The sequence below is a fragment of the Nocardia sp. NPDC050697 genome (assembly GCF_040654395.1).
Taxonomy (GTDB): Bacteria; Actinomycetota; Actinomycetes; order Mycobacteriales; family Mycobacteriaceae; genus Nocardia.
The window spans coordinates 28,773-40,665 of record NZ_JBFAHY010000003.1; the positions used below are offsets into that span (position 1 = coordinate 28,773).

9 protein-coding genes are annotated in these 11,893 nt (G+C 70.3%); 5 read left to right on the top strand and 4 right to left on the bottom strand.

What is annotated here, in order from left to right:
• Window positions 1-100 precede the first annotated feature (100 nt).
• Window positions 101-2,632: an FHA domain-containing protein gene (locus tag AB0H71_RS12075; RefSeq protein ID WP_357018616.1), complete on the bottom strand. Its 2,532-nt coding sequence runs from the start codon at window positions 2,630-2,632 to the stop codon at window positions 101-103.
• Window positions 2,633-2,821: 189 nt separating this feature from the next.
• Between AB0H71_RS12075 and AB0H71_RS12080 the strand changes: the two genes are divergently transcribed.
• Window positions 2,822-4,183 carry a metallopeptidase gene (locus tag AB0H71_RS12080; RefSeq protein ID WP_357020330.1) on the top strand — a complete coding sequence of 454 codons (1,362 nt, stop codon included), beginning with the start codon at window positions 2,822-2,824 and terminating at the stop codon, window positions 4,181-4,183.
• Here AB0H71_RS12080 and AB0H71_RS12085 read toward each other — a convergent pair.
• Window positions 4,180-5,517 carry an FHA domain-containing protein gene (locus AB0H71_RS12085; protein WP_357018618.1) on the bottom strand — a complete coding sequence of 446 codons (1,338 nt, stop codon included), beginning with the start codon at window positions 5,515-5,517 and terminating at the stop codon, window positions 4,180-4,182. The genes AB0H71_RS12080 and AB0H71_RS12085 overlap by 4 nt on opposite strands.
• 180 nt (window positions 5,518-5,697) lie before the next feature.
• Between AB0H71_RS12085 and AB0H71_RS12090 the strand changes: the two genes are divergently transcribed.
• The 4 genes from AB0H71_RS12090 (at window position 5,698) to AB0H71_RS12105 (ending at window position 11,126) form a co-directional block, all read left to right on the top strand.
• The gene (locus tag AB0H71_RS12090; RefSeq protein ID WP_357018621.1) at window positions 5,698-6,900 is read left to right on the top strand and encodes a hypothetical protein; all 1,203 of its coding nucleotides are present in this window, start codon (window positions 5,698-5,700) and stop codon (window positions 6,898-6,900) included.
• Window positions 6,901-7,033: 133 nt separating this feature from the next.
• Entirely contained in the window at window positions 7,034-8,248 is a 1,215-nt protein-coding gene (locus AB0H71_RS12095) for a hypothetical protein (RefSeq protein WP_357018624.1), read from the top strand.
• 11 nt (window positions 8,249-8,259) lie between these two features.
• Window positions 8,260-9,471 carry a hypothetical protein gene (locus AB0H71_RS12100; RefSeq protein ID WP_357018626.1) on the top strand — a complete coding sequence of 404 codons (1,212 nt, stop codon included), beginning with the start codon at window positions 8,260-8,262 and terminating at the stop codon, window positions 9,469-9,471.
• A 77-nt stretch (window positions 9,472-9,548) separates the two neighbouring features.
• Complete coding sequence (locus AB0H71_RS12105; protein WP_357018629.1) at window positions 9,549-11,126, top strand: serine/threonine-protein kinase; 1,578 nt, start codon at window positions 9,549-9,551, stop codon at window positions 11,124-11,126.
• A 55-nt stretch (window positions 11,127-11,181) separates the two neighbouring features.
• On the opposite strand, the gene AB0H71_RS12110 is transcribed toward AB0H71_RS12105, so the two are convergent.
• Entirely contained in the window at window positions 11,182-11,469 is a 288-nt protein-coding gene (locus tag AB0H71_RS12110) for a WXG100 family type VII secretion target (RefSeq protein ID WP_357018632.1), read from the bottom strand.
• Window positions 11,470-11,508: 39 nt separating this feature from the next.
• Complete coding sequence (locus AB0H71_RS12115; protein WP_357018635.1) at window positions 11,509-11,808, bottom strand: WXG100 family type VII secretion target; 300 nt, start codon at window positions 11,806-11,808, stop codon at window positions 11,509-11,511.
• Window positions 11,809-11,893 lie beyond the last annotated feature (85 nt).

Sequence of the window (11,893 nt, forward strand, 5' to 3'; positions counted from 1 at the left end):
AGCGGCGACGGACACCACATCCCAGCCGAGATGTACCGCCCCAACTCGCACCGTCACAGGCATAAGTGTGCCTGGTGCCCGCAAGCCCCGCTCGGCGCAGTCACGCCGACGACTTCTTCAACCGCAGCCTGCGCTGGGTGACCAGCGCGAGGACCAGCGTGAGCAGCAGCACCATGCCGATGTTCAGCGCCCAGATGCCGGGTTCGTGGTTCCACAGCCCGTCCGGCTGCGCGCTCAGGAAGATCGAGCGGATGTCCACCGTCGAGGCCCCCGCCGCGTACCCCCAGCGGGACGGGAAGAGCCAGGAGACCTGCTCCAGCACCACCCGGTCGGTGACCGGGATGAGCCCGCCCGCCATCACCAGCTGGGCCATGATCGCCACCACCAGCATCGGCATGACCTGCTCGCTGGACTTGGCGAAGCTCGACATCAGCAGCCCGAACACCACGCAGCAGACCGCGGTCACCGCGATGTCGATGTACAGCTCGGCGCTGCCCGAGGCGAGCACCGAGCCCTCGCCGGGCGGGTTCTTGCCCGCCAGCGTGATTCCGACCAGCACCGCCGACTGCAGGAAGGCGGTGATGCTGAACACCGCGATCTTGGCCCACAGGTACGAGCCGGGCAGCAGCCCGACAGCGCGCTCGCGCTGGAAGATGGTGCGCTCGCCGACCAGGTCGCGGATGGTCAGCGTGGAGCCCATGAAGCAGGCCCCCAGGATCAGCACCACCAGCAGCTGCTGCGCCTCGGCGCCGCCGGAGGGGATCAGCGAGCCGTCCGGCGCCTGGGTGAGCCCGCCCCTGGTGAAGCCGTTTTTGCCCGGCACCACCAGGGAGAGCGCGCCGAGGATGAAGGGGAGCACCAGCAGGAAGGTCAGGTAGCCGCGGTCGGCGAAGATGAGCCGCACCTGCCGCCGCGCCACCGTGGAGAACTGCTTGACGCTGCTCGACTTCGGCGGGCTGCCCGCGGAGCCGTAGGGCGGTGGTGGCGGTGGCGGCGGCACGAACGCCTGCCGCGAGCGGTAGGCGGCGAAGGCCTGGTCCGGATCGGCGGCGACCTTGCCGAAGATCTCGGCCCAGTCGCTGGTGCCGAGCGCGGCCCCGACCCCGGCCGGGTGCCCGCAGAAGGCGGTCTTGCCGCCCGGCGCGAGCAGCAGCACCTGGTCGCACATGTCCAGGCAGGCCACCGAGTGGGTGACGACGATCACCACGCGGCCGGCGTCGGCCAGCTCGCGCAGCATGGTCATGACCTGGCGGTCGAGCGCCGGGTCGAGCCCGGAGGTGGGCTCGTCCAGGATCAGCAGCGAGGGGCCGGTGAGCAGCTCCAGCGCCACCGAGGCGCGTTTGCGCTGGCCGCCGGAGAGCCGGTCCACCCTGGTGTCGGCGTGCTCGGTGAGCGAGAGCTCGGCCAGCACGCCGTCGATCACCTGCTGCCGGTCGGCCTTGGTGGTGTCCGACGGCAGCCGGAGCTCGGCGGCGTAGCCGAGCGCCTGCCGCACGGTGAGCTGCCGGTGCAGCACGTCGTCCTGCGGCACCATGCCGATCCGGGAGCGCAGCGCCTCGTACTCGCCGTGCAGATTGCGGCCCTCGAAGGTGACCACGCCGCCGGACGGCCTGGTACTGCCCGCGATCAGCTTGGAGAGCGTGGACTTGCCCGCGCCGGAGGGCCCGATCAGCGCGGTGAGCGTGCCGCTGCCCGCCTGCAGGTTCACATCGACGAGCAGCTGCTTGTTGTTCTCCACCGTGAAGCCGACGCCGTGCACGTGCAGCCCCTGCTCGGCCACCGGCTTCTGCCGGTGCACCAGCGCGCCCTGCTGCACCTCGAAGTCGATATTGCCGATGGTGACGACGTCGCGCTCGCGCAGCACCGCGCGCTGCTGCCTGCCGCCGTTGACGAAGGTGCCGTTCGAGGAGCCGAGGTCCTCGATGGTCAGCCCCTCGGAGGCGGAGATCAGCCGCGCGTGCCTGCGCGAGGCCAGCGGGTCGTTGACCACGATCTGGTTGTCCGAGGTGCGGCCGATGGTGAGCCCGCCCGGCGGCAACCGGTCCGCCCGCGCGATCGGCGCGGTGGACGGCCGGGCCCGGACCGGCGGCAGCGACGAGGAGTCGGCCCGCGTCGTCATGTTCACGTTGAGCTGCGGCTGCGGCGCGGACTGCTGCTGGAACGGCGCCGACTGCGGCGGCTGCTGCTGGAACGGCCCCGACTGCGGGCGCTGCGGCGGGGGCGGCTGCTGCGGGAACGGCGGGCGCTGCTGCTGGTGCTGCGGCCACTGCGGCGCCGACTGCGGCCGCGCCACCGGGGTGGCGCCGGTCTGCCGGGGCGCGCCCGCCGGGATGAGGTGCAGCAGCGGCCCGCTGATGGCGTCGCCGAGCCGGACCTGAGTGGCCCGATCGATGGGGACCGGCCTGCTCAGCCGCCGCGCGTCGACGAAGACGCCGTTGGTGCTTCCGTTGTCGGCGAGCACCCAGGATCCGCCCTGCCAGGACAGCGTCGCGTGCACCCGGGAGACCAGCGGGCTGTCCACGAAGAGCGTGACTTCCGGCGCCCGGCCAAGGGTGACCTTGTGGTTCGGCTCGAAAACGCGTTCGGTTCCCTCATGGCGCACGGTGATGGACTGCGCCCCCGGTGAAGACATGCAGCGGATACTATGCCATCACCCGGACAGCGGAAGGGCCCCCGACGCGCCTTTTGTCCGATCCGGCGACCGACCGCGGGGAACTCAGAACGGCCGACCGAGGGGGATCCTGCCTTGCCGAATCGTCGAGCGACCACCGCCGCCGTGGCCGCCCTGTGTTTCGTGCTGCTGCTCGCCGGATGCACCCGCATGGTCGACGGCCGCGCCGTCTCCATCTACGACGACCCGTTCAAGGTCGCCGGGCTTCCCACCACCAGCGGGCCGAGCGGCCCCCGCGCCGGCGTCCCCGACACCGACCTCACTGCCACCGGGAGCAAGGGCGGCGAGATCGACCGGCTCGCGCTGAACGCCGTCGACGACATCCAGGCCTACTGGCGGCAGGTGTACCGCACCGAGTTCGACGGCGAGTTCCAGCCGGTCGAGAAGTTGCTCTCGTGGAGCGCCAAGGCACCGCGCTCGGAGGCACCGGAGTTCTGCGAGGACAGCACCTACCGCCTGGTGAACGCCGCCTACTGCCGGCTGGACAACTCCATCGGCTGGGATCGGGAGGTGCTGCTGCCGACCATGGCCGACACCTTCGGGCAGATGTCGGTGGTCATGGTGCTGGCGCACGAGTACGGCCACGCCATCCAGAACATGGCCGAGCTCGTCACCAACCGGGATCCGGTGCTCGTCAAGGAGCAGCAGGCCGACTGCTTCGCCGGCGCCTTCATGCGGCACGTGGCCGAGGGCAAGTCGGAGCACTTCACCATCAACACCTCGGACGGGCTGAACTCGGTGCTCGCCGCCACCGTCGCCATCCGCGACTCCGACCCGGACGATCCGGAGAGCGTGCACGGCTCCGCCTTCGAACGGGTGACGGCGGTGCAGATCGGCTTCACCGACGGCCCGCGCGCCTGCCGCGGCATCGACGAGGAGGAGATCAACCAGCGCCGCGGCGACCTGCCGAGCAGTTTCCAGGGGCAGACCGGCGAGTTCGAGATCACCAAGGAATCGCTGATCGAGCTGAGCAAGGCGCTGGCCGCGATCCTCCCGCTGGACGACCGGCCGCACTACAACTACGGCGGCGCGCAGATCGAGTGCCGGGACGGCGCCAGCACCGAGCCGGTCTCCTACTGCCCCACCAGCAACCTGATCGCCACCGACATCCCCAAGCTCTCCGAGCGCGGCGCCATCGGCGACCTGGACGACCCGCTGCCGCTCAAGGTGAGCGGCGACTACAACGGCTACGTCGTCTTCATCTCCCGCTACGCGCTCGCGGTGCAGCACAGCAACAACCAGGACCTGGTCGGCGCCAAGACCGGGCTGCGCGCCGCCTGCCTCTCCGGCGTGGTCACCGGCAAACTCGCCGAATCCGGGCGCCCCGCCAACCAGGGTGATATCCGCCTCGCCGCCGGCGACCTGGACGAAGCGGTCTCCGGCCTGCTCACCGACGGCCTCGCCGCCAGCGACGTCGAGGGCAAGACCGTCCCCAGCGGCTTCGCCCGAGTCGACGCCTTCCGAGCCGGCGTCCTGGGCGGCGAAACCACCTGCACTGCCCGCTACAGCTAACCCCCGAACGGGGGTGGGGCGGCAGGTTCGAAGCGGAGTACTCGGTTGCCGATCATTACTTCGGCGCCGGGGACCAGGAGCATCGGTTGATGCGGGGCGAGGCGGAGCCAGTCGCGGTAGCCGGGCATGCGGGTCCGGGTTCCGTTGGTGGAGCCGAGGTCGAGGACAGCGACGTCCCAGTTGAGCAGGCGGATCTCCGCGTGCGCGCGGGACATGCCGCCGGAGGTGTCCTCCACCTTGAGCGGCACCATCCCGCGGTTCACCGACTCGGAGTGGTCCGGGTCGCGGCCGATCACGGCGTCCGCGGCGAGCAGGTAGGTCATGCCGTCGTCGAGCAGCAGCAACCCGAGCGGCGGCCGGATGACCTCGATCAGCGGCTGGGTCTGGTCCACCGGCATGCCGCAGACGGTGCAGAACGCCGAGCGCGGGTCGGTGGGGTGCGCCCGCGCGCACTTGAACCCCATGACCTTGACATTGAGCGGCGCGGCCCGCGCGGTCGCCTCCAACCGGCGCTGCAGGTCGGGGTCGGGGGGCGGCGCCGGGTTGGTGCCGTGCTCGGTGGGCGCGCGGTGCATGTCCGGCGGCTGGGTGGCCGGGCGGGCGGTCGCGGGCAGCGCGTCGGTGGCCTCGACCTGGTCGAGCAGCGCGGTGGCGGCGGCCTCGGTCTCGTCCCGCTCGGCGGGGCGCGGCTCGGCCCCGCGCGGAGCGCGCTCGATCACCGCGGTGGGGATGGGCGGCGGCTCCGCCCTGCGATGCGCGCCGCTCGGGTCGCCGCCGGTGCGCGGTGCGCTCGCCCGCGCGGTGTCGGACCAGAGAATGGCCCCCGCGCCCTGCGCGATGCCCTCGACCAGCCAGCCGATTCCGCGCTCGGCGGGCAGCTCCGGAATCCGGCCGTCCCGATCGTCGACGAAGAGCGCGACCGCCCGGCCCGGCACCGGGGCCACCCGGTCGACGGTGAACGCGGCATCGCTGCCGCGCAGCTGCTCGGCCCCGGTATCGCCGGCGAGCACCGCCGTGACCGCGCCGTGCAGGAACACCGCGACCCCGCCGTTCTCCCCCACCGAGAGAATCCCGAAGTCCACCGGCTGCCCGGGGCTGATCCGCTCGGCGTGCTTCATGAGCCAGCGCGTCGCCTCGCGGGCGATGGTCGCGCCGACGCCCTGCTCCCGCTCGAACGCCTCCCTGACCAATTCGGCCAGCGACTCCACCGCGGCCGCGGTCGGCGAATCCGGGGTCGGCCTGGTCGGGCCGCGGTGCCTGACCACCACCACCGCCCCCGCGACCCTGGCGACGGCGTGCTGCCCGGCGACGATCTCGACCTGGCGATCCCTCACCGGGATCGGCCGCCACGGAATCGGCCGCCGCGGCGGCGTGAACGCGGAGTGGTCGGCACGCGATCAAGCCTATGGCACCGCGGGTTACGGCGTCCCGCTGCCCACCGTCGCTTCGCCCCGCCGCGGGGCGTCCGTTCCGGTAACTTCATACCCACATCGCCGAGGATCGAGGGGCCTGTGATGGTTCGGATGTCGCGCATCGCGCTCTGCCTTTCCACGATGACCATCGCGGGGTTGCTCGCCGGGTGCAGCATCCCCGGCGCCCCGGTCGCCGGGGAGCCGGACGTGCGCAAGCTGGAGGTCGGCAAGTACGAGGTGGACCGGCACGCTTACGACGTCGACCCGGCCGGCCACGGCGCGGTGCTGGAGGGCATCCGGATGGCCGACGCCGTCATCCCCTCGATCGATATCGACCCCTCGCTCTCGCACGGCCGCACCAGCTCGGTGCTGACCACCGTCGACGACACCATCGGGCTGCTCGCCGAGGTCTCCCGCCCGGTGCTGCAGAACCGGAAGTTCGTGACCGGCTACGTCGCGGCCGGCGCCGACCGCGCCGACCCCGCGGGCGAGAAGCTGCCGGTCCAGGACGCCACCGCCGTCACCACCGTGCTGCTCCGCTTCCCGGACCAGGGCGCCGCCGCCGCGGCCGCCAGGGAGCTGGAGGACGCCGATATCGGCGTCTCCCCGGAGAACCAGAAGCTCTCCTCCACCAAGTTCTCCGACGCCTACCTGCACTGGCGCCCCGGCGTGCCGAGCGTCGGCGCGTTCCTCGCGCGCGGCGAGTTCGTGATCTCGCTCTACGTGCAGCGCCCCAAGGCCGAGAGCGCCGACCTGGTGAGCTGGGTGGACAAGACGCTGAGCGCCGAGGTCGCGCTGCTCGAGACCTTCGAGCCGACCCCCATCGCCGAGCTCGACGAGCTGCCGGTCGACCCGGAGGGGCTGCTCGCCCGCGCCGTGGTCGAGGATCGCACCGACCGCACCCCCGACCCGCTGCGCTTCGCCGTCTACGGCCCGCACCGCGTGCTGCAGGCCGCCGACGACCAGCCGACCAGGCAGCGGCTGATCCAGGACACCGGCCTCGACCGCAGCGCCGTCGTCGACAGCACCCTGCTGCACCGCCTGCGCGACGCCGACGCCGCCCGCGCCTTCATGAACGGCCTGATCGACAGCGCGGGCGCCGAGTACGACCCGATCGGCGCCCCCAACGACGTCCCCGGCGCCAAGTGCCTCCGGCTGAACGCGGCGGGCAACAAGGAGACCGAGTACGCCTTCAGCTGCTTCGTCACCTACAAGCGCTACGTCGCGGTGGTCAGCAGCGACCTGGAACCCGACGTCAGGCAGAAGGTCGCCGCGCAGTACGCCCTGCTCGCCAACAGCCTGTAGCCCCTCGCTTCACACCCGGCCCCCGGTCCGACCCGGGTGCTATGTTCTCTCCGGTATTCGCCCCGCGAGCGGAGGACTCGCGGGCACACGCCGGCCGCCGCGGGTTCGCCCGCGCCCGCGACGGAGGGGACAGATGGTGAACAGACGCCGAGGGCTGTGCGCGGCCCTCCTGGCCGCGGTCGTCGCGGCGACGGCAGGCTGCGGCACGGGCGATTCGGCGGCGCCGGCCCGGCCGGAGGTGGATCTCGCGAAGCTCGACGTCGGGAATCTGAACGCCGAGCCCAAGTACTACGACAAGCCGACCAGCCTGGACATGGCGCGGCTGGTCGAGGCGATGCGGCTCGGCAATCACCTGCCGCTGCCGATGGAGATCGATCCCGAGGTCAAGTACGCGCCGACGAAGATGGGCGCCGTGCGGTTGTTCACGTCGATGAGCTCGGGTGCCATCTCCACCCGGATCAACGGTGAAGCCGCCGCCCTGGACGCGCGGATCTCCGGCTTCGTCACCGGCTTCGTCACCGCGGGGCGAACCGACACCACTCGGAACCTGTCGTGGGAACTCGACAATGTGGCGATGCTCTTCGAGACCGAGCAGGACGCGAAGCGCGCGGCCGACGCGTTTACCGAGGTGGAGCGCGGTTTCCTCGGCGATAAGGCCCCGCCGCAGACGATCCCCGGCTTTCCGGAGGCCCGCGCGCACCTGCTGACCGACAGCCACGGCTGGATCAATTCGTACTACCCGGTGGGGAAGTTCGTCCTGCTCACCCAGGTCCGGGACAACATCATGCAGGAACTCGACGTCACCGACGCGGAGAAGCTCAGGACCAGGGTGGCACGCAGCATCGAGAAGATGCGGCCGGCGCTGGAGAGCTTCACGCCGACCCCGGTCGGCGAACTGATGCAGCTCGACGTCGATCCGGAGCGGATGCTCGCCCTTCCGCTCAATACCGTCGCCGATCCCGGGCAGCTCGGCATCCCCGGCGTCTACGACCGGCACGGTGGGCTGCAGATCGGCTTCAACCCGGACGCGGACAGCAAGATGTTCGAGTCGGCGGGGGTGGACGCCGTCGCCTGGAAGGGCGGCTACGTCTATCGCACCAGGGACGCCGTCGCCGCGGCGAAGCTGGTCGATCGGCGGGCGAAGGTCGGCAAGTTCTACCGCCGGGCAGCGGCCCCGCCGAACCTGCCGTTCGCGCAGTGCCTGCAGTACGTCGGCCCGGCGGAGGGCACCGTCTACTACTGCGGCGTCAGCTTCGGGCGATACGCCGCCGAGGTGACCGCCGGTCAGCTGCAAGACGTTCACCAGCGCATCTCCGCGCAGTACGCGATCCTGGCGAGGGCGAAGTGAGGGGACGAACGATGGCGCACCGACCCCGTCTCCGCCTGGTCGCGGTGGTGCTCGGCACGCTCGCGCTGATCACCGGCTGCACCAAGACCGACGGCCACCCCACCGCGGCGGAGATCGACGTCCGCACGCTCGATGTCGGGAACTACCCGACATCCCCGTTGGAGTTCCGCTACTCCTACGACCACGGCCTGGTCGGCGGTGAGCAACTGGCGGCGATGCGGCTGGCCGACCACATGGTGCTCGGCACCGAGGTCGACCCGGACTTCCACTACCTGGCCGGTTCGGACGCGCTGCTCGATCGCCACGACATCGAAGCGGTGTTCGCGAACGTGAACGGGCCCGTCATCGAACGGCACAACCCGGTCGTCGGCTTCGCCATCACGCTGAGCGACAAACCCGCCGGCCAGGACGGCAAGGAGACCACCGCCACTCGGGCCACGGTCGCCGTTGTGCAGTTCGCGGACGCCGCCACCGCGGAGCTCGCGGTCAAGGAGGCGGAGGCCACCGACTTCGCGGTGGCCGCCGACATCAACCAGCCGGTGAGCATCCCCAATATCCCGACGGCGCGTGCCCACTGGCGTCCCGGTGTGCCGACGCTCGGCGCCATGCAGGCTCATGGCGCCTACTTGATCAGCGCCTTCATCGAACGTCCGAAACCGGATCTGGGGATTCTGGCGGACCTGGCCCGGCGGGCACTGGAGAATCAGGGCAGGCTGCTCGATGAGCTGCCCCCGATCGACGGCGAAGGCATGCTGCGGCTCGACAACGACCCGGAAGGCATGCTGAATCGGACCCTGAATCCGACGGCCACCGGGCTGCCGTCGTTCTCCGGGCAGGCGACCTTCCTCCGCCGTGGCATGCTCACCCGGGCGAACGCGCAGTACGATCGCGCCGCGATTCTCGACAAGGCCGGGGTCGACGCCTTCTCGTACTCGGGAGCGGGCTCGGGTTCCACCCAGTTGTTCCGCGCCAGGGACGCGGCGGGGGCGGAGGGACTCGGCCCGTCGGTGCTCGAATGGGGCACCTATACGGGGCAGGTCGATGCGCCCGAAGCCGTGCCCGGTGTCCGCTGCGGCGCTCGCACCGCGGAACGAGTGGTCACCTTGCGCTACCGCTGCGTCGTCCCGTACCACCGCTACCTGGCCTCGGTGGAGAGCGATCAGATCGTCGACCTGCATCAACGCGCGGCCGCGCAGTACGCGCTACTGGCGAACACCTACTAGGTGCCGCGGGTCGCACCCGCCTCCGTACTGTCGGCACGGAAGCAGCACGGTACGCAGCAGAACAGGAGAACCCGGACATGCCGATCAGCGCGGGCACGGTCGTCGGCGGATACCGCGTGTTGCGGGTGCTCGGCGCGGGCGGCATGGGCACGGTGTACCTGGCGAAACACCCGACACTGCCCCGGACCGACGCGCTGAAGGTGCTCAGCCCGGACCTCTCCACCGACCGCGAGTTCCGGGCGCGCTTCGAACGCGAGGCGAATCTGGCCGCCGGGCTGGACCATCCGAATATCGTCTCGGTCTACAACCGGGGTGAGGAGGCAGGGCAGCTCTGGATCGCCATGCAGTACGTGGACGGCACCGACGCGGGCGCGGAGCTGACGCGGGTCGGCCGCGGGCTCGGGCCGCAGCGCGCGCTGCACATTCTGGCCGAGGTCGGGAAGGGGCTGGACTACGCGCACCGGCGCGGGCTGCTGCACCGCGACATCAAGCCGGCGAATTTCCTGCTCGCCACCCCGGAGGACGGCGAGGAGCGGGTGCTGCTCACCGATTTCGGGGTGGCCAAGTCGACCGACGACGCGAACGAGCTCACCCAGACCGGGAGTTTCCTCGCCACCATCGCGTACGCGGCGCCGGAGCAGCTGGCCGGGATGCCGCTGGATCACCGGGCCGATCTGTACAGCCTGGCCTGCTCCTTCTTCAAGCTGCTGACCGGGCGCAATCCGTATCCGGGGAATCAGCCGGCGCTGGTGATGATGGGGCATCTGCATCAGCCGCCGCCGCGGGCGACCGAGGTGAATCCGGCGCTGCCGCACGCCATCGACCATGTTTTCGCGCGGGCGATGGCGAAGGAGCCGACGGAGCGATTCCCGAACTCGCGGGAGTTCGTGGAGGCCGCGGCGGGTGCGCTGAGTGGTCGCGTGTACAGCGCACCGGCTCAGACATATTCGGCACCGCAGCAGCCCAGCTATGGGTACCCGACGAATCCCCGGGGCGAGGTGCCGACCGAATCCGGGATCGTGACCGTCCGAGCTACCACAACGCCGAAGCGGAGAGGGCTGATCGTCGGTGCGGTCGCGACGGTGGCCGTTCTCGCCGCGGCGGTCGGCGGGGTATGGGCACTGAATCGGGACGCCGGCCCGGACGGACAGGCGGCGGCCTCCTCGACCTCGTCGGTGACGGCCGCGGCGGCGCCCACCTCTGTCGAGCAGGCTCGACAAGAAAATCCGGCATTCGCCGGGAAACCGATCATCCTGACCCGCTACTCGGGGGACAAGAACGAGGATCTCAGCTCGGGGGTGAATGTCTACCTCAACCCCAGCCCGCAGACGGACTTCCTGACCGGGCTCGGCTTCGTCTACAACCCCGGCTTCACGAAAGAGGGCGACGAGCAGTCACCGCAGCGGCTGGACTGGACCGGCGAGTACAACCTGTCACGCGATGTGACGCAGGGATATTTGATCGTGGCCCGCAACGACACGAAGGCGGGCGGCGGCGGACTGCTCGGACTGCCCACCACCCTGAGCCAGTTGAAAGCGACGATTATCGTCGTCGATGACTCGGAACTCGTCGCGGCTATACAGAATTGGTCGCCGGCTTCGCAGCAGGTGCTGCTCACCAAACTCATTCCGATTCTGAAATCCCGAGTCAAATGATCTCGGTGGGTGTCCGCGCGGCCGACCGTGCGGACACCCATCGAAGACCGCCGAATCAGCCGAGGATCATGTTGGCATTCTGGCCGTCGGTCCTGATCGCGGCGTCCAGCGCCTCCTGGGTCGCGCGAATCAGCTGATTCATGGCGTCCTGGGTGTCGGCGAACTCGGTGTTCCAGCGGTTCTGCACATCCTGGAACGTGCTGGCGGCGCCGGACTCCCAGGAACCCGCGAGCTTGCCGGACGCGTCCTTGATGGCCTGATCCTGATCCCGCAACGCCGTCAGCTGCATCCGCAGGTCGGCGATGGTCTGGGTGATCTTGCCCTTGTCGTAATAGATATCCACGATTGTTCTCCCCTGTGTGAGTGCGCGTTTGCGGCGGGATCAGATGCTGAGCTTGAAGCCCTGGCCGGAGGTCTCTTCCATCTGCCCGTACCGGTTGTTGGCCTCGTTGAGCTTGACCGTCATCTCGTCGAGCAGGGCGTTCAGCCGCCGGCCCTCGTCGTTCCACCGCGCCGCGGCGCTCTCGAACGAGCCGTTGGCGGTGCCGCGCCAGCCGTCACGAGCGCTGTCGACGGTGGTCTGCACCTGCCGGAGGGTGGCCCGCATGCCGTTGACCACGGCCTCGACGTCGGCCGTGGCTTTCCGGGCAGCGGCCTGATCAATACCGACAATGTTGGACATTCCGAATACCTCTCGTTGAGTTGGACCTGACCGTCGCCGGGCGAGGTGGTCGATCCCCTACATATGTGTTGGACGCGGTATGCGC

Coding starts and splice junctions, on each gene's coding strand:
- AB0H71_RS12090 (WP_357018621.1), top strand. CDS start 5,698: ATGGTTCGGATGTCGCGCATCGCGCTCTGCCTTTCCACGATGACCATC.
- AB0H71_RS12115 (WP_357018635.1), bottom strand. CDS start 11,808: ATGTCCAACATTGTCGGTATTGATCAGGCCGCTGCCCGGAAAGCCACG.
- AB0H71_RS12095 (WP_357018624.1), top strand. CDS start 7,034: ATGGTGAACAGACGCCGAGGGCTGTGCGCGGCCCTCCTGGCCGCGGTC.
- AB0H71_RS12080 (WP_357020330.1), top strand. CDS start 2,822: ATGGTCGACGGCCGCGCCGTCTCCATCTACGACGACCCGTTCAAGGTC.
- AB0H71_RS12075 (WP_357018616.1), bottom strand. CDS start 2,632: ATGTCTTCACCGGGGGCGCAGTCCATCACCGTGCGCCATGAGGGAACC.
- AB0H71_RS12105 (WP_357018629.1), top strand. CDS start 9,549: ATGCCGATCAGCGCGGGCACGGTCGTCGGCGGATACCGCGTGTTGCGG.
- AB0H71_RS12100 (WP_357018626.1), top strand. CDS start 8,260: ATGGCGCACCGACCCCGTCTCCGCCTGGTCGCGGTGGTGCTCGGCACG.